Below are 26211 nucleotides of genomic sequence, written 5' to 3'. Positions count from 1 at the left end.
TTATTTTAATTTTTGTTAAAGATAGTTGATTTTCAGTTTTATTTTTTATCCTAATTCGTAAAGTATTAAAAACAGCAACTCTAGTTAAAATATTCCATCACTTTAAAAATAAAACAAATATCTAAATATCAGTGACTTGTAAAAACAAAAATCGCGTAATCTAAAGGTAATACATATTGTTGACAACTGCTTAATAAATGAGGTTAAGTGATATTTTTATTAGAAAAAAATACGCCTAAAAATAGCTACCTTTGCCACGTTCTTAAAATTATCATACAATGATTCACTTTTTTGGAGACATAAAGCATAGCATTTTCGCAGTGCAGACTTCCGCAGAAATTTCAGCAACAAACACTAAAAAATTAGTGTGGCTTTTTGGCAACCAGCCTAAAATTGACAAATCCGTTTTGACGGATTTTTTTATTGGTCCTCGTGCAGCTATGATTACTCCTTGGAGTACTAATGCCGTAGAAATTACCCAAAATATGGGAATCGAAGGTATCGTTAGAATTGAGCAGTTTTTTAATGCTGAAATGAACCAAGATTTTGACCCCATGCTGTCTCAAAAATATACAGAACTCCATCAAAATATTTTTAAAATTGACATAACGCCTGAGCCAATTCTAGAAATAAAAGACATTGCAGCTTTTAATAGTCAAGAGGGATTAGCTCTAAATGCTGAAGAAGTAACATATCTTGAAAATCTTGCAAAAAAACTAAACCGAAATCTAACAGACTCAGAAGTCTTTGGTTTCAGCCAAGCAAATAGTGAGCATTGTCGACATAAAATTTTTAACGGAACATTTATCATAGACGGTAAAGAAATGCCTTCTTCATTATTTAAAATGATTCGTAAAACTTCCGCAGAAAACCATAACGGAATCGTTTCAGCATATAAGGATAATGTTGCATTTGTAAAAGGTCCTAAAGTGACACAATTTGCTCCTAAAAGTGCAGATAAGCCTGATTACTACGAAAATAAAGAATTTGAAAGCGTAATTTCTCTTAAAGCAGAAACGCATAATTTTCCAACTACCGTTGAACCCTTTAATGGTGCTGCAACAGGCAGCGGTGGTGAAATTAGAGACCGTCTTGCTGGCGGAAAAGGTTCGCTTCCATTAGCAGGAACTGCTGTTTACATGACTAGCTATTCAAGGTTAGAAGAAAATAGACCCTGGGAAAAAGCGATGGATGCACGTGAGTGGTTATATCAAACCCCACTAGATATTTTAATAAAAGCCAGTAACGGAGCTTCAGATTTTGGAAACAAATTTGGGCAACCTTTAATCACAGGTTCTATATTAACTTTTGAACATCAAGAGGCTGATAATGCCAGAAAACTTGGTTTTGACAAAGTAATAATGATGGCGGGTGGAATAGGATATGGAAAAGCAAATCAAGCACTAAAAGACACACCACAAAAAGGAGATAAAGTTGTCATTCTTGGAGGCGAAAATTACAGAATAGGTATGGGAGGTGCTGCAGTATCTAGCGCAGATACTGGTGAGTTTTCAAGCGGAATAGAATTAAACGCAATCCAACGCTCTAACCCAGAAATGCAAAAAAGAGCAGCAAATGCCGTAAGAGGAATGGTAGAAAGCGACCACAACCCTATCGTTTCAATTCACGATCATGGTGCTGGGGGACACCTCAACTGCTTAAGTGAGCTAGTTGAAGATACTGGCGGAAAAATAAATTTAGATAAACTGCCTGTGGGTGACCCTACTCTATCTGCAAAAGAGATTATTGGTAACGAGTCGCAAGAAAGAATGGGACTTGTAATTGCTCAAAAAGACATTGATACTTTAAAACGTGTTGCAGACCGTGAACGTTCTCCTATCTATGAGGTGGGTGATGTTACAGGCGACCATAAGTTTACATTTGAAAGCGCAACTACTGGTGAAAAACCAATGGATTTTGAACTCGCAGATATGTTTGGCAGCTCACCAAAAACAATCATGAATGACAAAACCGTAGCTCGCAATTACCATAATGCAACCTACGATATTAAAAATTTAAAAAACTATACTGAGCAAGTTTTACAATTAGAAGCTGTTGCTTGTAAAGACTGGCTTACTAACAAGGTAGACCGTTGTGTTACCGGTAAAGTTGCAAAACAACAGTGTGCTGGGCCGTTACAATTACCACTTAATAATTGCGGTGTAATGGCATTAGATTATAACGGAAAGGAAGGGGTTGCAACAAGTATAGGACACTCCCCTATTTCTGGACTTATTGATCCTGTTGCAGGCTCTAGAAATTCAATTACAGAGTCGCTTACAAATATCATTTGGGCACCATTAAAAGATGGATTAAAAAGTATTTCACTATCGGCTAACTGGATGTGGCCTTGCAACAATGAAGGCGAAGATGCACGTTTGTACAAAGCCGTAGAAGCTATTAGTGATTTTTCAATAGAACTTGGAATAAATGTACCTACTGGAAAGGATTCACTTTCTATGAAGCAGAAATACAAAAACGAAGAGGTTATCTCTCCAGGAACTGTTATTATAACGGCTGCGGGTCATTGTAACAATATTAAAAATGTAGTTGAGCCAGTACTTCAAAAAGACAAGGGTAGTATTTACTATATCAACATTTCGCAAGACGATTTTAAGCTGGGTGGTTCTTCATTTGGACAAGTACAAAATAGCATTGGTAATGAAGCACCAACAGTAAAAAGTGCTGCATATGTAAAAACTGTTTTTAATACAATACAAGAGTTAATTTCCTTCGGAAATATTAGCGCGGGACATGACGTTGCTTCAGGGGGATTAATAACTACATTATTAGAAATGTGCTTCGCCGATGTTAATCTTGGTGCTATATATGACTTGTCTGAAATTTCAGAAAAAGATACTATTAAATTGTTGTTTGCTGAAAACTGCGGAATCGTTTTACAACCCACCGAAGATAAAATTTTAGAAACTTCACTTTCTAAAGCTGGAATTACATTTCATAAAATAGGGGCTGTAACGGAAAGTGATACTGTTAAAATCAAAAATGGCACAGAAGATTTTGACTTCTCCGTTTCAGCAATGAGAGACACTTGGTATAAAACATCTTACTTATTTGACAAAAAACAAAGTGGTAAAGAAGCCGAAGCTCGTTTTGGTAATTATAAAAAACAACCGTTAGAATTTAAATTTCCAGCACATTTCAGCGGAAAACTCCCTGTGATTGATACTAGCAAACCTAGAATTAAAGCAGCTATTATAAGAGAAAAAGGAAGTAATAGTGAGCGCGAAATGGCTAATGCGATGTATCTAGCAGGTTTTGATGTCAAAGATGTCCACATGACAGATTTGATTAGCGGCCGCGAAACACTTGAGGATATTAAATTTATAGCCGCTGTGGGTGGGTTTTCTAATAGTGATGTCCTAGGGAGTGCAAAAGGTTGGGCTGGTGCTTTTCTATACAATGAAAAAGCAAACAAGGCTTTGAAAAATTTCTTTGCAAAAGATGATACGCTTTCACTAGGTGTATGTAATGGATGCCAACTTTTTGTAGAGCTAGGTCTATTAACACCAGATGATTTAGAGAAACCAAAAATGCTATATAATGATAGTGGTAAATTTGAGTGTTCTTTTACGTCGGTTAAAATTCAAGAAAATAATTCGGTGATGCTTTCTAGCTTAGCAGGAAGTACATTAGGTATATGGGCAGCACACGGTGAAGGTAAATTCTCATTTCCGCAGAAAGAGAATAAATATAATATTGTAGGTAAGTACGGGCATGAAGGATTTCCAGCAAACCCTAACGGAAGTGACTTTAACACAGCAATGTTTACTGATGTTACTGGAAGACATTTAGTAATGATGCCACACTTAGAACGTTCAACGTTCCCATGGAATTGGGGTTTTTACCCAAGTGATCGTAAAGATGAAGTTTCTCCTTGGCTTGAAGGTTTTATAAATGCTAAAAAATGGTTAGAGACTAAGTAATTTATTCTCATATTCATATCATATAATAGTCCTCAAAGTGTAAGGTTTGCTTAGCTTTGAGGACTACTTGTTTTTAACTAGTCCATTTATGAAAAAGATATTATTTATTGCCTTTTTATGTATTACCACTATGGTATTTTCACAACAGCAAAAACAAGAAAAATACCAGCGAGCAAAAATTTCTTACTCTCAAATAGAAGACTTAGCGCGTTTAGAGTCAATAGGGCTTCCTGTTGATCATGGAGTTCACAAAAAAGGATTTTTTATTATATCAGAATTTTCTGAAACAGAGTTACAAATTGCTAAAATTAATGGCTTTCAAGTCGATGTTTTAATTGATGATCTAAAAGGAGACTTTTTAAGAAAAAATGCTTTAAAAGAACCTTACAGAAACGCAGATTGTCAAAATGATGGTGAAGATTATCCTACGCCTGTTAATTTTCAATCAGGCTCAATGGGTGGGTATTTAACCTATCAAGAGGTGTTAGATAATCTTGACCAGATGCGTGCATTATATCCTAATTTAATTTCTGCAAAATCAAATATTAGTACTTTTCTAACTGAAGGACAACCAGACAACTCTGTAACTCCGTCCATAGGCGGCAATGGAATTCAATGGGTGAAGATTAGTGATAATCCAGACACAAATGAAAGTGAACCACAAATTCTATACTCAGCCATTCATCATGCACGTGAGCCTATTTCGTTACATCAGTTAATTTTTTATATGTGGTATTTACTTGAGAATTATGATACAGATCTAGAAGTACAAAGCATTGTTAATAATAGTGAGTTATATTTTGTGCCAGTAGTTAACCCTGATGGCTATTTATACAATGAAAAAACAGATCCTAATGGTGGTGGTTTTTGGAGAAAAAACAGAAAGCCTAATGGCGACGGAACATTTGGCGTGGATAATAACCGTAATTATGAATATTTTATAGATGGCAATCCTAACAATGGAATGTGGGGTGGTGATGGTTCTTCAGGAGATACAGGTTCAGATATTTATAGAGGTAACCTTCCTTTTAGTGAAGTTGAAAATCAAGCGATGAAATGGTTTGTAGAGCAACATGATTTTGTGATGGCTTTCAACAATCATAGTCATGGCAATTTATTATTAAGACCTTTTGGATATACACTCAATGAAGTTTCAGAAGATGAAGGACTTCTAACAGCTTTAGGTGATGAACTTGTTTCAAGAAATGGGTTCAATAATATTTTATCCTCTGAGTTATACGCAGCAGCTGGCGATAGTGATGATTTTATGTATGGGACAGTTGGAACACACGATAAAATCTATGCTTATACTCCAGAGATAGGCCCATCTTTTTGGCCTCCATCAAATCAAATTATACCACTTTCAAAAGGAATGATGTTTCTCAATTTAACAGCATCAAAAATGATAAATAATTTTGCTAGCGCAAAAGACACCGCACCATTATATACTGGAGATAACGTTATAAACAATGGAACTTTCAACATTCAAAGACTTGGACTACAAGGCAATGGTAATTTTACAGTTAGTATTAATCCAATAACCTCAAATATTGTTGCCGTAGGAAACCCCGTTATTTTTACTGGTATGGAACTTTTAGCAAGTCAAAATGGTGCTGTTCAATATACGCTTGGTGGCACTGTCAATAGTGGTGATCCTGTAGTTTATGAACTTATTGTAAATAATGGAATCTTTGACTCAAAGGTGTTAGTAACTAAAATTTTTGGTTCGCTAACATCAATTTTTTCTGATGAGGGTGATAGCGTGAATGATAATTTTACAAATAATGGCTGGGATGTAACAACAAGTACATTCGTATCTCCATCAAGTTCAATCACTGATTCCCCTAATGGAAATTATTCAAATAATCAAAATAAAACTATCTCGCTAAGTAATCAAATTGACTTAACCAATGCTACTGGAGCTAATGTTACTTTTTACACAAAATTTGCGATTGAAAGTGGCTTTGATTATGCGCAGTTTGAAATTTCAACCAATAATGGAAATGACTGGATTCCACAATGTGGAAAATTTACAAAAGCTGGCTCAGGAAATTTCCAACCTACAGGAGAACCCCTTTATGATGGGAGTCAAAATGATTGGGTTTTAGAAGAAATTGAACTAAGTGACTACATTGGCGAAACTATTATAGCACGCTTTCAATTAAGAACAGATCAAGGAGCGACAGAAGATGGATTTTATTTTGATGATTTAACCTTTAATATTGTAAACGAAGCTACTTTAAACACTCAAGATATAACAGTTTCAAATTTCGGGATTTACCCTAATCCTGTAAATGATATTTTAAATATTACAACTTCGAAGTCAAATTATACCATAGAAGTTTATAATCTGCAAGGTCAATTAGTTGCTTCGGAAATAAATAACAATGGAACCAGTACCTTTGATTACAGTCAATTTTCAAGTGGACTTTATATAATGAAATTAACCTCAGAAGATACTTCCGAAAGTTTTAAAATCATTAAAAAATAGGCTAACTGCCTAATTTTTAGAAAGCCGCAATAATATATGCGGCTTTTTTTATTTGTTGAAATTTCAATATTAAATATTTCAACTTTTTTACCTATTTTGCATTTCAAATCCTTACAAACATGACAGACCCTAAAAGACTTTTCGATTTTCCATATTATCAATTAGAAAAATATCCACAAGAAGGTGCACTTGTGAGCAAAGTAGATGGAAAATGGGTAAAAACTTCGACACAAGAATATATTGATAAAGCAAATGCTATAAGTCGAGGTCTTATAAAATTAGGAGTTCAGCCTAATGATAAAATTGCCATTATTTCAATGACCAATAGAACCGAATGGAATATATGCGATATTGGTATTCTTCAAACTGGAGCACAAGATGTTCCCATCTACCCTACAATTAGCGAAGAGGATTACGAATATGTTTTAAATCATAGCGAGTCAACATATTGTTTTGTGTCTTGTGCTGAAGTTCTTGAAAAGATCAATAAAATCAAGGCTAATGTTCCTTCTTTAAAGGGAGTATATAGTTTTGATGATTTAAAAGGGTGCGGTAGTTGGATGGAGGTTTTAAAACTTGGTAATGACAACAAGGAATTACAAACAGAAGTTCAAAAAAGGATGGACGCTGTAAAGGAAGATGATCTTGCTACGTTGATATATACTTCTGGAACAACAGGGAGACCTAAAGGTGTTATGCTCAATCATAAAAACATTGCAAGTAATGCAATGCATAGTGAAGGAAGATTACCAATAGTGATGGGTAAAAGCAAAGCATTAAGCTTTTTACCTGTCTGTCATATTTATGAGCGAATGCTTTTATATATGTATCAATATTGTGGGGTGAGTATTTATTTTGCTGAAAGTCTTGAAACAATAAGCCCCAACTTACAAGAAGTTCACCCTGAAGTTATGTCAGCAGTACCTCGATTACTCGAAAAAGTATATGATAAAATTATTGCCAAAGGTGCAGATCTTACGGGTGTTAAAAAAAGTTTATTTTTCTGGGCGGTAGATTTAGGTCTTAAATGGGAACCCTACGGACAGAATGGTTGGATTTACGAAACAAAATTAAAGATTGCACGTAAGCTTATCTTTAGTAAATGGCAAGAAGCTCTTGGCGGAAATCTTAAAGCAATCGCATCTGGTAGTGCTGCATTACAACCTAGACTAGCACGTGTTTTTAATGCTGCAGGATGTCCTGTAATGGAAGGCTACGGTTTAACCGAAACCTCACCTGTAGTATCTGTAAACGATATGCGTAACAGTATGTTTAGAATAGGAACCGTAGGAAAGCCATTACCTGACACTGAAGTTAAAATTGCTGAAGACGGTGAAATTCTTGTAAAAGGTCCACAAGTAATGATGGGGTATTATAAAGACCCAGATCAAACAGCAGAAGTTTTAAAAAACGGTTACTTTCACACAGGGGATATAGGAATTATAGATAAAGATGGTTTTCTAAAAATTACAGACCGTAAAAAATCAATGTTCAAAACAAGTGGTGGAAAATATGTTGCACCACAATTGATTGAAAATGCGATGAAACAATCAAACTTTATTGAACAAATACTTGTCGTAGGTGATGGAGAAAAAATGCCAGCGGCATTAATACAACCTAATTGGGAGTGGATAATGGATTGGTCTAATAAAAATGGTCATAATCTACCATCAGACACAAAAGAAGCTTCACAAAACAAAGAATTAATTGCTCGAGTTCAAAAAGAAATTGATACGTATAACGAGCGTTTTGGAAAATGGGAAAAAATCAAAACCTTTGCATTAACCCCAGACGTTTGGAGTATTGAAGGAGGTCAACTTACACCTACAATGAAAGCAAAACGTAAAGTTATTAAAGAAATGTACAAAGACTTATACGAAGGATTGTACGGTAGATAGTATTTTATATTTATTAAAAAAATCAAACCGCTTCTAGTTTAGAAGCGGTTTTTTTGTTTCTAAAAATAAATTATAGAAATAGTAAAATGTAAGTAAATGGTAATGCATACGACCAAAGTTAAAAATATTATTCCTATGAAAATGTTCAATGCATACCTATTGTTAATTGTAATAACATTATCAACTTCTTTAAACGCCCAAGAACGCACTAACCCTAAAAATCAAGATGAAGAACTTGGTCTAGTTTCATGGTATCGAGATTTTGACCAAGCAACTAGTATTTCGGCTAAAGAAAATAAACCAATATTTATATTATTTCAAGAAGTTCCAGGTTGTGCTACATGCCGCAACTATGGGCATAATGTAATGAGCAACCCGTTACTAGTTGAGGCTATCTCAAACGAATTTATACCCTTAGCAATATTTAATAACAAGGGTGGAAAAGATAAAGAAATACTTAAAAAATATAGCGAACCAACTTGGAACAACCCGGTTGTGCGCATTGTAAATAAAAATGGGAAAAACCTAACCCAACGTATTTCTGGCGATTATTCTGCACTAGCTGTCTATAACGCTATTGTAAATGTGCTTGAAAATGATGGGAAAATAGTGCCTAAATATATTACACTTTTAGGAGAAGAGTTAAAAGCTAAGAAATACGGAGCTGTTAAAGAAGCACAATACAAAATGTATTGTTTCTGGACTGGCGAAAAACAACTAGGCTCCCAAGAAGGAGTATTAGAAACTAAAGCAGGTTTTAATAGCGGCGAAGTCGTTAAAGTAAAATATGATGAAACTAAAATAAGCAAAGAGCAACTGGATACTTTTGCCAGTAAAAATCAAATGCAACCAATAGCAAATAAATCGTTCCGTTGGTCAGAAAAAGATGAAGATTATTATTTAAAACACAGTAAATACAAATACTTAGCACTTACTGAACTTCAAAAAACAAAAATTAATAGCGCATTAGGCAGTCGCAAAGACGCTACTCAGTATTTAAGTCCAAGTCAATTAATTCAGCTCGAAAATAAAAATTAGAAGCTTTTAAAAAAAAAATTACAAATTAGTATCAATTATGAAGTCGCATAATTAAAATCAGTTCCTTCACCATAATCAAATACAGAAATTGAACTTTCCTTTATAATTCCTTTAAAATAAGAGTCAGAACTATAATCAAAGCCAGTAAATTTATTCCCATCAATTTTTAAATCAATATGATTACCTTCTCCAAAATGGAATAACGTAAACATATCGTCACTCTTTCTTCCTGAAATGTAACAACCATTAGCGTAATCATACAAGTCAATAGATTCTGGCTCTACAATACCGTTATAGCTCAAATATGTACTTTCAGCATTATCATAGATAGTTGTCGAATTTCCTTTATTTACTAATTTATCGACAATAAACGCAATACTTCCTCTAGAATTCCCTTTCATATCTTTTAGATTTTTTTCTGAAATTTTTATCAAAGATCAATTTAGTAGTAATTTAAAGTAATTCACCTCACATTTAAAAGCTTAATAAAAGTTTAACGTTATTTAACAACTGAGTTAAGACAATTCCTACTTTTAAAACAGATATGAATTAATACTCTAGATAAATATTTTAGATTTTAAAATTGATAAACTATAAAAACACAAAAAACGTCACATACTTTTAATCTGAATTTTTAAGAACAATTTATTATGCACGCATAGTAAATTTGATTATATTTGACATACCTAATTATCAATACCTGCTTTGAAAGAAAAAACAATAGACTATATATTAAGGAGTACATGGATGGCGGTACAAAAAATGTACAATGAAGAAGCTGGAAGAAAAGAAAGTACTATGGCAACTGGATTTGCCTTAATAAGCATTGATCCAGAGGGTGGAACTCCTTCTACAGCATTAGGACCTAAAATGGGCATGGAGGCTACTTCCCTATCGCGTACGCTAAAGAAAATGGAAGAACAAGGTTTAATAGAACGCCGTCCCAACCCACAAGACGGACGGGGTGTATTAATACATCTTACTGATTTTGGTATAGAAATGCGTGAGTTTTCAAAAGGTGTAGTTCTCGGTTTTGATGAAGCTGTTAAAAAGCACATTAGCGAAGAAGAACTTTACACCTTTAAAAAAGTAGCTAACACCATGCAAGAATTAATAAATGGAAAGAAAATTTATAAAACAATAGCAGGTCATTGAACAAGGCTTTAATTAAATATAGCATTTTATTTATAGTAGCTATTATTTAATTATACTTTTAAAATATTGAAGTATAATACAGAATTTTATTAATACAATTAGTGCCACGGAATTTATATTTCCGAAGAAAATAATTTAACATTAAGAATAAAGTCAAGATTAATACATCTAAAATTAGAAAGGTATTATTTAAAACTAAAACTCATAACTTAAAACTATGTCAAAAAGAAGAATCAATAAAGTAGCCGTCATCGGTTCAGGAATTATGGGAAGCGGTATTGCTTGCCATTTTGCAAACATTGGTCTTGAGGTCCTATTATTGGACATCGTGCCAAGAGAGGTAAATGAGAAGGAAAAGGCAAAAGGATTAACTCTGGAAGACAAAGCTGTACGCAACCGTCTTGTAAATGATGCACTTACTGCTTCTATCAAATCAAAACCAGCACCATTATACCATAGTAGTTTTGCTAAGCGTATTACAACAGGAAACTTAGAAGATGATATTGCAAAAGTGAGCGAGGTTGACTGGGTTATTGAGGTTGTTGTAGAACGCCTTGATATTAAACAAAAAGTTTTTGAAAATCTTGAAAAACATAGAAAACCAGGTACTTTAATTACATCAAACACATCTGGTATTCCTATTAAATTTATGAGCGAAGGTCGTAGTGAAGATTTCCAGAAGCATTTCTGTGGAACACACTTTTTTAACCCACCTCGTTATTTAAAATTATTTGAAATTATTCCAGGGCCAAAAACGTCGCCTGAGGTTTTAGAATTCTTTAATGGATACGGTGAAAAATACTTAGGAAAAACAACTGTGGTTGCTAAAGATACCCCTGCATTTATTGGAAACCGTATTGGTATTTTTGGTATTCAAGCTATGTTCCATTTAGTAAAAGAAATGGGATTGACTGTAGAGGAAGTTGATAAATTAACAGGTCCTGTAATTGGACGTCCTAAAAGCGCAACCTTTAGAACGGTAGATGTAGTAGGACTTGACACTCTTGTACATGTAGCTAATGGAATTTACGAGAACGTTCCTAATGATGAGGAACATGAGTTGTTTAAGTTGCCAGATTATGTTGAAGGTTTGATGGACAAGCAATGGCTAGGAAGTAAAAGCGGACAAGGTTTCTACAAAAAATCTAAAGATGCAGATGGTAAAACCGAAATTTTAGGCCTTGACCTAGATACCATGGAATATAGACCCGGTAAGAAAGCAAAATTTGCTACGCTTGAATTAACCAAAACTGTTGATAATGTTGCAGACCGTTTTCCTATCCTTATAAAAGGAAAAGACAAGGCAGGAGAGTTTTACCAAAAGAATTTTGGTGCAATGTTCGCCTACGTTTCAAAACGTATTCCTGAAATCACTGACGAGCTTTACAAAATAGATGATGCTATGAAAGCTGGTTTTGGTTGGCAACATGGTCCGTTTGAAATTTGGGATGCAGTTGGATTAGACAAGGGATTAGAATTAATTGAGGCAGCAGGAAAAACACCTGATGCTTGGGTTACTGAAATGAAAGCAGCTGGAGTAAATTCTTTTTATACTGTAAAAGATGGTGCAACATATTTTTATGACATCCCACAAAAGAAACATATAAAAATACCTGGACAAGATTCATTTATCATTCTTGACAATATAAGAAAAACTACCGAAGTTTTTAGTAACAGTGGAGTTTCAGTTCAAGACTTAGGAGATGGTATTTTAAATGTAGAATTCCGTAGTAAAATGAACTCTATAGGTGGAGATGTTTTAACAGGAATAAACAAAGCAATTGATCTTGCAGAAGATAAATATGATGGCTTGGTTATAGGTAATCAAGGGACTAACTTCTCTGTTGGAGCAAATATTGGAATGATATTTATGATGGCTGCAGAGCAAGAATATGATGAGTTGAATGCTGCTGTAAAGTATTTCCAAGATACAGTAATGCGTTTACGTTACTCTTCTATCCCAACAGTAATGGCACCTCACGGCATGACTTTAGGTGGTGGATGTGAGTTAACATTACATGCTGACAGAGTAGTTGCAGCTGCTGAGAGTTACATTGGATTAGTAGAATTTGGTGTTGGAGTAATACCAGGTGGTGGTGGTTCAAAAGAAATGGCATTACGTGCTAGTGATATGTTCCAGAAAGGTGACGTAGAATTAAATGTATTACAAGAGCATTTCTTAACAATTGGTATGGCAAAAGTATCAACATCTGCGCATGAAGCATATGATCTTGATATTTTAAAGCCAGGCAAAGATATTGTTGTTGTTAATACCGCTCGCCAAATTGCAACAGCAAAAGCAGTTGCAAGACAAATGGCAGATATGGGGTACACAAAACCAGCACCTAGAAATGATGTAAAAGTATTAGGAAAGCAAGCATTAGGTATGTTCTTAGTAGGAACAGATTCTATGCAAGACAGTAATTATATTAGTGAGCACGACCAGAAAATTGCAAACAAACTTGCTTATGTTATGGCAGGAGGTGATTTAAGTGAACCCACTTTAGTTAGCGAGCAATACTTATTAGACTTAGAGCGCGAAGCATTCTTAAGTTTAACTGGAGAACGCAAAACACTAGAGCGTTTACAGCATATGATTCAAAAAGGTAAACCATTGAGAAATTAACGTTTCTACAATATGCCTTAAGCAATACGCTATAGGCAAATTTTAAATCGCTTAAAGCATGAAGCTTAAAGCCTAAAGCAAAACAAAAAATGAAAACAGCATATATAGTAAAAGCATACCGTACCGCAGTAGGAAAAGCACCTAAAGGAGTTTTTCGTTTTAAGCGTACAGATGAGTTGGCAGCCGAAACCATTAAATACATGATGAAGGAATTGCCAGAATTAGACCCTAAGCGTATTGATGATGTCATTGTTGGAAATGCAATGCCAGAAGGTAGCCAAGGGTTAAACATGGCACGACTTATCTCTTTGATGGGATTAGACATTGTTGATGTTCCTGGAGTTACAGTTAACCGTTTTTGTTCTAGCGGAATTGAAACCATAGGTATGGCAGTAGCAAAAATACAAGCCGGAATGGGTGATTGTATTATAGCAGGAGGTGCAGAGTCTATGAGTAGCGTTCCTATGACTGGTTTTAAACCAGAATTAAACTACGATGTAGTTCAATCTGGACATGAAGACTATTATTGGGGTATGGGTAATACTGCAGAAGCAGTGGCAAACCAATTTAAAGTATCTCGTGAAGACCAAGATGAGTTTGCATACAACTCACATATGAAAGCGTTAAAAGCCCAAGCTGAAGATCGTTTTCAAGATCAAATCGTACCTATCACTGTCGACGAAACATTTGTAAATACTGCTGGTAAAAAAGAAACAAAAAGCTACGTAGTAAATAAAGATGAAGGTCCAAGAAAAGGAACTAGCAAAGAAGCACTAGCAAAATTAAGAGCTGTTTTCGCCGCTGGCGGAAGTGTAACAGCTGGTAATTCTTCGCAAATGAGTGATGGTGCTGCTTTTGTTATGGTTATGAGTGAAGAGATGGTAAAAGAACTAAATCTTGAACCAGTTGCGAGAATGGTTAATTATGCTGCTGCAGGTGTTGAGCCACGCATTATGGGAATTGGACCAGTAAAAGCAATACCAAAAGCTTTAAAACAAGCAGGATTAAAGCAGGATGATATTAAGTTAATTGAGTTGAACGAAGCATTTGCTTCGCAGTCATTAGCAGTAATAAGAGAATTAGATTTAGATCCAAATATTATAAATGTAAATGGAGGTGCTATTGCACTTGGTCACCCACTAGGTTGTACAGGAGCAAAATTATCTGTTCAGCTATTTGATGAGATGCGTAAGCGTGATATGCAAGGAAAATACGGTATGGTTACCATGTGTGTAGGAACTGGACAAGGTGCCGCTGGTATTTTTGAATTTTTGAAATAAACAATTTAAATGTCTGGTCGAGCGTAGTCAAGATCTAATTGACCAGACTTAATTTAAAAACTTCTAGACTACGCTCCAACAGACAATCTTAATAAAAAAAAATATGAGTACAGAAACAGCAGAAAAGAAAGACATTCTTAGAGGAGGTCAATTTTTAGTAAAAGAAACAGCTTGCGAAGACATCTTCACACCAGAAGATTTTAGTGATGAGCAAAAGATGATGAAAGAATCGGTTATTGAGTTTGTTGATCGTGAGATTTGGCCTCATAAACCAAGATTTGAAAAGAAAGATTATGCGCTTACAGAAGAAGTAATGCGTAAAGCTGGTGAAATGGGACTTCTGGGAGTTGCTGTACCTGAAAAATATGATGGATTAGGAATGGGCTTTGTAACTACAATGCTTGTTTGTGATTATATTTCTGGCGGTACAGGCTCAATCGCGACAGCTTTTGGAGCTCACACGGGGATTGGTACAATGCCAATAACACTTTATGGTACTGAGGAACAACGTATGAAGTATGTGCCTAAACTAGCTACTGGTGAGTGGTTTGGCGCATACTGTTTAACTGAGCCAGGTGCTGGTAGTGATGCTAATAGTGGAAAAACTAAAGCAATATTAAGTGAAGATGGTAAAACATACTCAATCAGCGGACAAAAAATGTGGATATCAAATGCAGGTTTCTGTAATGTGATGATTGTGTTTGCTCGTATTGAAGATGATAAAAACATTACTGGTTTTATTGTAGAAAATGATCCTGACAATGGGATTTCTATGGGTGAAGAAGAGCACAAGCTTGGTATCCACTCTTCTTCTACACGCCAAGTTTTCTTCAATGAAACAAAAGTACCAGTAGAAAACATGCTGGCAGGTCGTGGCGAAGGATTCAAAATTGCGATGAACGCTTTAAACGTAGGTCGTATTAAACTAGCCGCAGCTTGTTTAGATGCGCAAAGACGTATTATTACAAATGCTACTGTTTATGCAAATGAGCGTATTCAATTTAAAACACCTATTGCTAGTTTTGGAGCTATTAAGCTAAAACTTGCTGAAATGGCTACTTCTGCTTACGTTGGAGAATCTGCATCTTACCGTGCTGCAAAAAATATTGAAGACCGTATTGCAATGAGAATGGCAGACGGAAATACACATCAAGAAGCAGAGCTCAAAGGAGTAGAAGAATACGCAATTGAGTGTTCTATCCTTAAAGTAGCAGTCTCAGAAGATGTTCAAAATTGTTCTGATGAAGGAATTCAAATTTTTGGTGGAATGGGCTTTAGCGCAGATACACCTATGGAAGCTGCTTGGAGAGACGCGCGTATAGCACGTATTTACGAAGGAACAAACGAAATTAACCGCATGTTAGCAGTAGGAATGCTTGTAAAGAAAGCTATGAAAGGACACGTAGATCTTTTAGGCCCAGCTCAAGCAGTAGCTACAGAGTTAACTTCTGTACCTTCTTTTGAAACTCCAGACTATAGCGTACTTTTTGCTGAAGAAAAAGATATGATTAAGAAACTGAAAAAAGTTTTCTTAATGGTGGCAGGTAGTGCTGCTCAAAAATATGGAGACAAATTAGAACAACATCAACAAACGCTAATGGCAGCAGCAGATATCTTAATCGAAATCTATATGGCCGAAAGTGCTATTTTGAGAACAGAGAAAAATGCTAAACGTTCTGGTGAGGAATCTCAAACATTACAAATTGCAATGTCTCAATTATACTTATATCATGCTGTAGACATAATTTCTGTAAAAGCGAAGGAATCAATCATTTCATTTGCTGAAGGTGATGAGCAACGTATGATGTTAATGGGACTTAAACGTTTTACAAAATATCAAAACATGCCTAATATAGGAGCAATGCGTAAAATGATTGCTGAAAAAGTTTCAGCCGAAGGAAAATATTGTTTCTAAACAATAATCAGTAAAATTACCAACCTCTTAATTCTTAATTGATCTAAGAGGTTTTTTTTATTCTGAAATTTTAATTAATTATTCCTCCTCGTCAGACATAATTTTCTTAGAAGCAGCAACCATATTCATAACGATTACTTTCTTTTTATAACGATAAGTTACAGTTTGAAAATCTCTATTTTGAACACGTTTAATTAAATCTTCTGTAATATCAAAACTGCATTCCGTCATGTAACGATTTACTTGTTTTGAAAATTCAGAAGCAATTTCTTTAGTGTCTGAAATTAAACTAAAATTACCATTTGTACTTTTAAAGTCTAATGTAGCCCCATCAAATGTTTTAATATTTGATGGGGTTGCTATTAGAGTTTCCAAAAATAAATAATCACTAATTTCATTAAAGCCTATATATAAATGGCCATCCTTTGACTCCCCTATTTTTTGACCGTCAACAACATGCATTGCACTTTCATTAAAAGGTACATCTGCTTTATTACTACCTAATTTTGATAATCCTTTTGCTATTTTTTTGAACATTGGAATTCTTATTTTTTTTTAGAGTGAAGATTTTCAACCATTGTTTAACTTAAAGTTGTTTAAGTACTCAACCAAGCATCTTGCTATTAATTTGCTATATAAAATTCTTTAGAATGATAAAACTACTTAAAAAAATTGGTACAATCTTAGTACCTTTCGTTTTCAAACAACGGGCATGAAATTAAATATCATAAATTATAGCTATTTTAAGATTCAAATACTATCAAAACTATTCGTATTGCTTATCTTTCTTCTCTTTCCTTTCTTCGGAAATTCCCAGAATGATACTGAAGTTTTTTTAATGGATATTAATACAACACCTAATAATTTTGAGGTTTCAAATTTCAGAAATATATCAAATAATCCAGGTTACAATAGTCAACCATCTTTTGCAGATAATGAAAATTTACTTTTTGCAGGCACCCAAAATGGACAGACCGAAATAATGCAATTTGCTATAAATTTAAAAGAGAAGAAACGTATAAATATGCCCACAAATGGTGGTGAATATTCCCCGCAAAAATTTCCCAAATCAAATAAAATTGCTGCTGTACGTTTAGATACTACTGGAGTACAAGGACTATACGCTTACGATTATGATAATTTAGAAAACGGTAAAAACAAATTACTACTCCCCAATGTTGAAGTTGCCTACTTCGCTTTCCATGACAATGCGAGAATTATAGCATCAGAGCTTGGTGGTAATCAATTAAATCTTATAATTGCTAACCTTGAGACTAATCTAGTTGAAAATTATATATCAAATTCAGGACGTTCAATTCATAATGTCCCAAATAGTAATTCGGTAAGCTATACATTGATTAATGAGGATAAAAATCACGATATTTATTTATTAGATATTGATGGAGATAAAGAAAGTTATTTTGTGTGCCAACTACCTGTAGGCATTCAGGATCACTGCTGGTTAAGTGAAACCAAATTGGTTTTAGGGAGTGGCTCAAAGTTATATGAATATAATCTCTTCGGAAATCAAGAATGGAAAGAAGTTGCAGATCTTTCAAGTTTTAATATTTCAGAAATTACAAGAATTGCAGTAAGTCCCAACGGAAAAAGATTAGCGTTAGTTGCTGAAACAAAACAATAAATTAACCCCACAAAAACTATTATGAAATTTTTAAAAATATTATTCCTTTGCTTTTTTGTAAACACTTTTGCGCAAACAGATGCTAGAATCTATGAGATAATTAACAATGTATCTGCGGAGCGCATTGAAGCAGATATTACAACACTTGCAAATTTTGGTACTCGAAATACATTTAGTGATACCATTAGTGATACTCGTGGAATAGGTGCTGCTAGGCGCTGGATAAAATCTGAGTTTGATGCAATCTCAAATAACTGTTCAAATTGTTTAAATGTATTTTATCAAAAAGACCTAGTGAAGGCTGAGGGAAATACCCGCGTACCAAAGGATACATGGGTGGTTAACGTTGTTGCAATTCAAAAAAGTAAAACGGGCTCAAACCGCTATATAATTATGAGTGGTGACATTGATTCTCGAAACAGTGACGGCAGTGATTTTACAAAAGACGCTCCAGGCGCTAATGATAATGCAAGCGGAATGGCGGGTGCTATTGAAGCTGCTAGGGTTTTATCTGCATATAACTTTGACGCTAACATTGTCTATTTAGGATTAAGTGGAGAAGAACAAGGACTCTTTGGTGGTGCTGGATTTGCTGCGTTTGCTAAGGAAAAAAATTGGGATATCATAGGAGTTCTTAATAATGATATGATCGGAAATATTAAGGGTGTAGATGGAGTGATAAGTAATATAGATTTTAGAATATTTAGTGAACCCGTACCACAAACTGAAACAGAAAGAGAACGAAAAATGCGTCGTTTTTATGGCGGCGAAGTTGATGGCATCTCTCGTCAATTAGCTCGTTATGTTTACAAAACAACTAAAACGTATATGCCAGAGATGAACCCAATGATGATTTACCGTTTAGATCGTTTTGGGCGTGGCGGTCACCATCGTCCATTTAATGATTTAGGGTATGCTGGTATTCGTATTATGGAGGCTCATGAAAACTACACGCAACAACATCAAGATATTCGTGTTGAGGATGGTATTGAATATGGAGATATGTTGAAGTTTGTAAATTTTGGCTATGCCAGAAAATTGACGGCTGTTAATGCCATTACCATGGCTAGTTTGGCGTGGGCACCTGCGTCTCCTACTGAGGTGTCCATTGGCGGTATTGTTGAACCATCGGCAAAATTTAAATGGGATAAAGTAGAGGGTGCCTTAGGCTATAAAATTTACTGGAGAGAAACCACTTCCCCTACTTGGGATAACAGTCGTTATGTGGGTAACGTAAATGAGTTTACACTTGATGGTATTGTGATTGATAATTACTTTTTTGGTATCGCGGCAGTTGGAAAAGACGGTCATGAAAGTGTGGTTGTATTTCCAAACGGGGTTTTTAGGTAATCTTCTATATATGTGAAAACAAAATTTTAAATTGCGGTCACTTTTACAATGCATAATAAACTATGAAATATATAATAACCTCATTCTTAATTTTATTTACAATCTCCCTCTCTTTTGCTCAAAAGTTTACAAAGGCAGATGAACTAAAGGGTTCAATAACAGAAGAACGCGCTTGGTGGGATTTACAGCACTATAAACTTGAGATAGAAGTATTCCCAACAAAAAAAGAAATAGAAGGAACAAATACCATCACCTACCTAGTTTCTGAAGTCGAAAAAGTAATTCAGATTGATTTGCAAACACCAATGAAAATTGACAAGGTTACACAAAATGGTAAAAAACTAAAATTTAAAAGTAAAGGAAATGCACATTTTATTAAATTAAAAGAAAAACAAAAAATTGGTGATACAAATACACTTGTAATCAAATTTTCAGGGGAACCTACTGAGGCTGCAAATGCTCCATGGGATGGAGGGTTTAGCTGGAAAAAAGACAGCAATGGTAATCCATTTATTGCTACAGCAAATCAAGGAATAGGCGCAAGTGTATGGTGGCCAGTAAAAGATCATCCAGCTGATGAGCCAGATACTGGAGTGGATATGTTTTATACAGTGCCAAGCGATCTAGTTGCGGTTGGAAACGGTCGTTTGATTAATGAAGTTGATAATGGAAATACAAAGACGTGGCATTGGAAAGTAACACAACCTATTAATAGTTATGGAGTAAATATAAATATTGGGGATTATACAACCTTTGGCTACAAACATGAAGGAATCAATGGATTACTTGATGTAGATTATTATGTTTTGAAAGAAAATCTTGATAAGGCAAAAGAGCAATTTTCTCAAGTGCCTTTAATGTTACAAGCATTTGAATATTGGTTTGGGCCTTATCCATTTTATGAAGATAGTTACAAACTTGTTGAAGTTCCATATTTAGGAATGGAACATCAAAGTAGTGTTACTTACGGAAATAACTACCAAAATGGATATCTAGGAAATGATTTATCAGGCTCTGGTTGGGGACTTCGTTTTGATTTTATTATAATTCACGAATCTGGGCATGAGTGGTTTGCAAATAATATTACAAATAAAGATGTTGCAGATATGTGGATACATGAAGGGTTTACTGCATATTCAGAAAATTTATATTTAAGTTACAATTTTAGTGATGAAGCAGCTAGCGAGTATGTTATAGGTACTCGTAAGAGAATTCAAAATGACCGCCCAATTATAGGCACGTATAACATGGATAATGAAGGTAGCAGTGACATGTACTACAAAGGCGCAAATATATTGCATACAGTACGCCAACTCTTAGAGGATGATAAAAAATGGCGCGATATACTAAGAGGACTAAATAAAGATTTTTACCATCAAACAGTTACTACGCAACAAGTAGAAGAATATATTAGTGAAAAAGCGGGAATTGATTTAACCGAATTCTGGGAACAATACCTTAGAACAACAATGATTCCAAAATTAGAATATAAGTATTCTTTGAACCAACTTACTTATCGTTACGTTGACATTATTGAAGGTTTTGATATGCCTGTCATTATGAATATAAACGGTAAAGAAAAATGGATTCAACCCAATGCTCAATGGCAAACATTTGAAAACATTGGAGATATACGTGAGCTTAGTTTAAAAGAAGACTTCTTTATTAAATCTCAAAACGTACAGTAATTTTGGAAAAACCGTTATTGTACTTTCCACGAGATACAGAATGGTATAATTGGTTATTGTTAAATCATGATAAATTTCCGCAGGGAGTATATCTTGTATTATATAAAATTGATACTGGCATACACTCTATGCTCTGGGAAGAAGCTGTTAGAGTAGCATTATGTTTTGGCTGGATTGATAGTACTGTAAAAAGTTTAGGCAATGGAAAAAGACAGCAATTTTTTAGCCCTAGAAATCCAAAAAGTACTTGGAGTGCACTAAACAAATTACATATTAAAGAATTAGAGAACAAAGGGCTCATTCAAGAAGCTGGATGGAGTTCAATACAACTTGCAAAAAATACTGGAACTTGGACCGCAATGGATGGACCAGAGAAAGGTACTATACCTCCACTCCTACAAAAAGCATTTACCAAAAACAAAGATGCTTTTGCTTTCTATAAATCTATTACACCTGGCTATCAAAAAAACTATTTACGCTGGCTAGCCACAGCAAAAAAAGAAGAAACCCAATTAAAGCGTATTGCCGAAATAATAAAGCTTTGTGAAAACAAGGTTAAATCAAGGAATTAAAATAGTTATTGAGAATTAAAAAAATACTTCAATATATAAAACTAAAGAAAGCCACAGTGATGCATTAATTGCAAAACTATGGCTCTTATATTTTATTCGGAAATTTTAATTTCTGAAATATTACTTATTTACAAAATCTTTAGATGGCTCAAAAAAGTTTTCAGGAACATCTACAAACTCAACGTTTGAAATTTTAGCATTCCCAATTTCTTTCCCAAAACCATTATCCAAAGTCCATTCCCAAAATTTCCAATCTTTAGCAACTGGCACACCAGAAATTAGTTCATAATTTTCATACGAAATTGCATGAGGGTCTGCTTCTGCTTCTGCTTTTGTTTTCCCTAAGGTTACAATATAAGCTGCTGCATCAAGTCTATTCGTTTCTGTATCTGTATAAACCACATACCAATCATCTGGTGCATCACCAGTACCATCAGCAAAAGTTAACGATCTTGTATTATAAGTTGTGTCATTAAAATTTCGCTGACTTATTGAAGACCACTTTGTACCTTCATCTGCTAATTTATATGGTAATGAAAAAAAGTAAGACCATGTATAAGCATTAAATCTTACACGTTCATTTTCGGCTAAACCAGGTGATGCAAATACGCCATTTTGATTAGCAATAATAGAGTTACCATCCTTTAAATCAATTCTTCCACCACCGCTATTAGTCAATAAAACCATCTTACCATTTAAAATTTCGTTTCCTCCAAAGGCAATAGCAATATCAAAAGCAACTGCTTCTTTTGAGACAAACATATCTCTATTATGTGTGTTCTCAATAAGTCCTACAAGACTATCAACTTGTCTTTTAGGCATTTCTTCTTTATTTGTTTCAAGTGTTTCTATTGTTTTTTCTTCTGAAATCTTATCATTTTTACAAGAAAACAACAACATTCCAAAACTTAAAACTAGTACTATTTTTTTCATTATCTATATTTTTCACAAAAGTGCAAATGATAAAAAGAACCATAGAACATTTATGAAAATATTAAGGTTTAATCTCATCTTAGCTTTTAGTATCTTTAGCTTTCAAAATAAATGTTGCTCAAATGCGTATACAAATAACTACCTTATTAATGGCTCTTACCTTTTCTGTATTTGCCCAAGAAGAAAAAGAAAAATGGGATGTTTCAAACCCAGGAAAATCATTCAATTATAAATCACACAACTTCACAACTACAGAAGGTACATGGATGAACCTAGATGTGAGCCCCAACGGACAAACAATTGTTTTTGATATGCTAGGCGATATATATTCAATGCCTATTTCAGGAGGAAAAGCAAAAGTACTTAGAAGTGGTATCCCATTCGAAGTCCAACCTAGGTTTAGCCCTGACGGGACAAAAATTTCTTTTACTAGTGATGCTGGTGGTGGTGATAATATTTGGGTAATGGACGCAGATGGGAGTAATCCTAACCAAATAACAAAAGAAGACTTTAGATTATTAAACAACGCTGCATGGATGCCTGATGGAAATTATCTTATAGCACGTAAACACTTTACTTCTGGCAGAAGTCTAGGTGCTGGCGAGTTGTGGCAATATCATATTACAGGAGGCAGCGGACTTCAATTAACCGAGCGTAAAAACGATCAACAAGATGTAAATGAGCCATACATTTCAGCAGATGGAAAATACGTGTATTATTCTGAGGATATGTACCCAGGAGGAAATTTTCAATATAATAAAGACCCCAATAGCCAGATATATGTTATAAAACGTTACAATTTTGAAACAGGGAAGACAGAAATAATTACAGGAGGCCCAGGAGGTGCGGCGCGTCCTACAGTATCGCCTAATGGAAAAATGCTTGCATTCGTAAAACGTGTAAGAGAAAAAACAGTATTGTATGTGCATAACTTAGAGACAGGAGAAGAATATCCTTTAATTGATACACTAAGTAAAGACCAGCAAGAAGCTTGGGCTATTTTTGGGGTTTACCCTAACTTTGATTGGATGCCAAATAACAATGAAATTGTATTTTGGAGTACCGGAAAGTTTCACAAAATAAACACGACTACGCTAGCTGTTACAAATATCCCTTTTGAAATAAAAGTTAAAATTGATTTAGCCGAGACCGTTAAAACTACCACACCCATTGATCGTGAAACTTTCACTTCAAAAGTTATTCGTGACGCAAAGACATCTCCAGATGGAAAAATGATTGTTTTTAATGCTTTAGGACAGATATATAAAAAACAACTTCCTAATGGCATCCCCATTAAACTAACCCAAGGCACCGATTTTGCATTCGAACCTAGTTTCTCCCCAAACGGAAACGAAATAATTTTCGTTACATGGAACGATATCGAGAAAGGTGCCATTTTTAAAATGAATAGTAATGGCGGGACACCCGTAAAATTAACTTCAGAAAAAGGGATTTATAGAACCCCTCGTTTTTCTTCAAACGGAACAATGATTGTCTATCGCAAAGAAGGCGGAAATAGTGACCAAGGAAATACATTTTCTAAAAACAGTGGTATTTACACCATGACTTCAAATGGCAAAAACGCTAAAGAATTAGTGGGTGTAGAAGGTGAAAACCCTCGTTATAATGTTGATGACACACGCATTTATCTACAAAAAGGTGGTACGTACTTCGGAAATTTGACAAAGAAGTTAATTTCGGTCAACCTCAACGGAAACGATGAGCAAGAACATGTGATTTCAAAATATGCAAATCATATTGTACCTAGTCCAAATAACAAATGGGTGGCATTTTCAAATTTACATAAAGTATATATAGCACCTATGCCTCAGTTAGGAAAACCACTTACCCTTGATGGAAACAGTAATAGTGTTCCTGTACAACAAATTGCCAAAGATGCTGGTGTAAATATCCATTGGTCATCAGACAGTAAAGAAGTAATGTGGACACTTGGCGATGAATACTTTAGCAATACATTACAAGAAAAATTTAGTTTTGTTGACAGCGGAAACTCCAAGCCATCACCCATGCCAGAATCTGGAATTAAAATAGGCTTGCAAGGAAAAATAGACAATCCAGAAGGTCTTGTAGCTTTTAGTAATTGCCGCATCATCACCATGAATGGAGATGAAGTAATTGAAGATGGAGTCATTATTATTGAAGGAAATAAAATTAAGGCAATTGGTAAAGCTAGTGAAGTAGCTGTTCCCTACGATGCTAAAATATACCTTGCTGCAGGAAAAACAATTATGCCTGGCTTTGTAGATAGTCACGCACATATAGGTGCTTTTAGAAGCGGACTTCCAGCGCAGAACAATTGGCAGTTTATGACAAACCTAGCTTTTGGGGTGACCACTGCACACGACCCATCTGCAAATACCGAAACAGTTTTTACATTGAGTGAATTACAAAAAACAGGACAATTAACTGGTCCACGACTTTTCTCTACTGGATTTATCCTGTATGGAGCAGAGGGTGACTTTAAGGCGGTAATAAATAACCTTGATGATGCCCGAAGTAGTATAAAGCGCACAAAAGCATTTGGCGCAAAAAGTGTAAAAAGTTATAATCAACCACGTAGAGAACAACGTCAACAAGTTTTGCAGGCAGCTCGTGAGCAAGGTATTAATGTAGTGCCAGAAGGAGGTTCTACTTTCTTCCATAATTTAACAATGGTTATAGATGGTCACACAGGCGTAGAACATAATATTCCTGTTGCTCCTGTCTATAAAGATGTATTACAAATATGGGGTAAAAGTGGATCAGGGTACACCCCTACTCTAATTGTAAACTATGGTGGACTCAATGGTGAGTTTTTTTATTATCAACGTGATAATGTTTGGGAAAATGAAAAGCTTTTAAACTTTACACCACGAGCAATTGTAGATAGTCGCTCTAGACATCGCCAGATGGTGCCTCAAAAAGAATATGAAAATGGGCATATACTAGTTTCAAAAACTACAAATGATCTTGCTAAAGCAGGTGTTAAAGTCAATATGGGAGCACATGGACAACTACAAGGACTTGGTGCTCATTGGGAAACCTGGATGCTTGCAGCAGGTGGTATGAGTAATCACGAAGCCTTAAAAGCAGCCACTATTAATGGAGCTAATTATATAGGCGCCGGCAATGATATAGGCTCTATAGAAGTAGGTAAACTTGCAGATTTAATTGTACTTGATAAAAATCCTTTAGATAATATTGAGAATACGCAATATATTCAAAAAGTAATTCAAAATGGTCGAGTGTACGATCCTAATACAATGAACGAAATAGGTAATTATCCATCTGAACGCCCTCAATTTTATTGGGAAGTAAATGGCTACAATCAAGCATTCGATTGGCATGAAGACACACAGAGCTTTACGCATCAAGGCTGTACTCATTAATACGTTTAAAATGAAAAATTGTATTACAAAATACTAACAATTTAACACCTAACCATGCGCCCCTATTGGCAATTTTATAAAGATATTTTTTTATTTATTGTTGGGTTTTCATTATTAGGTGTGATTGCTTTTGGAGTCTTTTGGGGATTCTTTTTCTTTATATCATTTGGATTAATATTTGGTTTTTATGCGTTTCATTACTTCAAAGAAAATGAACTTTATAGTTACTATAACCTCGGTATTAAAAAACGGGAACTTTATAGAGCTGCATTTTTTATAAATTTATTAAT

The 26211-nt window shown here is 34.7% G+C and carries 16 protein-coding genes; 13 read left to right on the top strand and 3 right to left on the bottom strand.

Going from position 1 to position 26211, the window contains the following annotated elements; translation table 11 throughout:
• Positions 1 to 278 precede the first annotated feature (278 nt).
• The 4 genes from purL to GB234_RS07240 all read left to right on the top strand — a co-directional run bounded on the left by purL (position 279) and on the right by GB234_RS07240 (position 9371).
• Positions 279 to 3944 carry a phosphoribosylformylglycinamidine synthase gene (gene purL, locus GB234_RS07255; protein WP_151893888.1) on the top strand — a complete coding sequence of 1222 codons (3666 nt, stop codon included), beginning with the start codon at positions 279 to 281 and terminating at the stop codon, positions 3942 to 3944.
• Between the two features lie 88 nt (positions 3945 to 4032).
• Positions 4033 to 6435 (top strand): M14 family metallopeptidase, encoded by a 2403-nt coding sequence (locus tag GB234_RS07250; RefSeq protein WP_151893887.1) that lies wholly within the window; start codon positions 4033 to 4035, stop codon positions 6433 to 6435.
• Positions 6436 to 6554: 119 nt separating this feature from the next.
• Complete coding sequence (locus tag GB234_RS07245; protein ID WP_151893886.1) at positions 6555 to 8333, top strand: AMP-dependent synthetase/ligase; 1779 nt, start codon at positions 6555 to 6557, stop codon at positions 8331 to 8333.
• Positions 8334 to 8435: 102 nt separating this feature from the next.
• Positions 8436 to 9371 (top strand): VPGUxxT family thioredoxin-like (seleno)protein, type 2, encoded by a 936-nt coding sequence (locus tag GB234_RS07240; protein ID WP_172966856.1) that lies wholly within the window; start codon positions 8436 to 8438, stop codon positions 9369 to 9371.
• Positions 9372 to 9406: 35 nt separating this feature from the next.
• Here GB234_RS07240 and GB234_RS07235 read toward each other — a convergent pair whose 3' ends face one another.
• A complete protein-coding gene (locus tag GB234_RS07235) occupies positions 9407 to 9772 on the bottom strand; it encodes a hypothetical protein (protein ID WP_151893884.1) in 366 nt (121 codons plus the stop codon).
• Between the two features lie 304 nt (positions 9773 to 10076).
• On the opposite strand from GB234_RS07235, the gene GB234_RS07230 reads away from it, so the two are divergent.
• From GB234_RS07230 to GB234_RS07215, 4 genes are all read left to right on the top strand, one after another.
• On the top strand, positions 10077 to 10526 hold the full coding sequence (locus GB234_RS07230; RefSeq protein WP_151893883.1) for a MarR family winged helix-turn-helix transcriptional regulator: 450 nt from the start codon (positions 10077 to 10079) through the stop codon (positions 10524 to 10526).
• Positions 10527 to 10743: 217 nt separating this feature from the next.
• The gene (locus GB234_RS07225) at positions 10744 to 13152 is read left to right on the top strand and encodes a 3-hydroxyacyl-CoA dehydrogenase/enoyl-CoA hydratase family protein (RefSeq protein ID WP_151893882.1); all 2409 of its coding nucleotides are present in this window, start codon (positions 10744 to 10746) and stop codon (positions 13150 to 13152) included.
• Positions 13153 to 13241: 89 nt separating this feature from the next.
• A complete protein-coding gene (locus GB234_RS07220) occupies positions 13242 to 14432 on the top strand; it encodes an acetyl-CoA C-acyltransferase (protein WP_151893881.1) in 1191 nt (396 codons plus the stop codon).
• Positions 14433 to 14535: 103 nt separating this feature from the next.
• Entirely contained in the window at positions 14536 to 16347 is a 1812-nt protein-coding gene (locus tag GB234_RS07215; RefSeq protein WP_151893880.1) for an acyl-CoA dehydrogenase FadE, read from the top strand.
• 78 nt (positions 16348 to 16425) lie between these two features.
• On the opposite strand, the gene GB234_RS07210 is transcribed toward GB234_RS07215, so the two are convergent.
• Positions 16426 to 16884, bottom strand: a complete 459-nt coding sequence (locus GB234_RS07210; RefSeq protein WP_151893879.1) for a hypothetical protein — start codon at positions 16882 to 16884, stop codon at positions 16426 to 16428.
• Between the two features lie 175 nt (positions 16885 to 17059).
• On the opposite strand from GB234_RS07210, the gene GB234_RS07205 reads away from it, so the two are divergent.
• From GB234_RS07205 to GB234_RS07190, 4 genes are all read left to right on the top strand, one after another.
• A complete protein-coding gene (locus tag GB234_RS07205; protein WP_151893878.1) occupies positions 17060 to 17989 on the top strand; it encodes a TolB family protein in 930 nt (309 codons plus the stop codon).
• A 21-nt stretch (positions 17990 to 18010) separates the two neighbouring features.
• Positions 18011 to 19339: a M28 family peptidase gene (locus GB234_RS07200; RefSeq protein WP_151893877.1), complete on the top strand. Its 1329-nt coding sequence runs from the start codon at positions 18011 to 18013 to the stop codon at positions 19337 to 19339.
• Between the two features lie 62 nt (positions 19340 to 19401).
• Positions 19402 to 21027: a M1 family metallopeptidase gene (locus tag GB234_RS07195; protein WP_151893876.1), complete on the top strand. Its 1626-nt coding sequence runs from the start codon at positions 19402 to 19404 to the stop codon at positions 21025 to 21027.
• Between the two features lie 2 nt (positions 21028 to 21029).
• A complete protein-coding gene (locus GB234_RS07190; RefSeq protein ID WP_151893875.1) occupies positions 21030 to 21599 on the top strand; it encodes a YdeI/OmpD-associated family protein in 570 nt (189 codons plus the stop codon).
• Between the two features lie 120 nt (positions 21600 to 21719).
• Here GB234_RS07190 and GB234_RS07185 read toward each other — a convergent pair whose 3' ends face one another.
• The gene (locus GB234_RS07185) at positions 21720 to 22532 is read right to left on the bottom strand and encodes a DUF6503 family protein (RefSeq protein WP_151893874.1); all 813 of its coding nucleotides are present in this window, start codon (positions 22530 to 22532) and stop codon (positions 21720 to 21722) included.
• A gap of 122 nt (positions 22533 to 22654) precedes the next feature.
• Here GB234_RS07185 and GB234_RS07180 point away from each other — a divergent pair, with 122 nt between their 5' ends.
• On the top strand, positions 22655 to 25921 hold the full coding sequence (locus GB234_RS07180; RefSeq protein ID WP_151893873.1) for an amidohydrolase family protein: 3267 nt from the start codon (positions 22655 to 22657) through the stop codon (positions 25919 to 25921).
• The last annotated feature ends 290 nt before the right edge of the window (positions 25922 to 26211 follow it).

The sequence above is a fragment of the Patiriisocius marinistellae genome (assembly GCF_009014635.1).
Lineage (GTDB): Bacteria > Bacteroidota > Bacteroidia > Flavobacteriales > Flavobacteriaceae > Patiriisocius > Patiriisocius marinistellae.
Note: the sequence above shows the minus strand (reverse complement) of the source record. Positions and strands in the feature narration are given on the sequence as shown.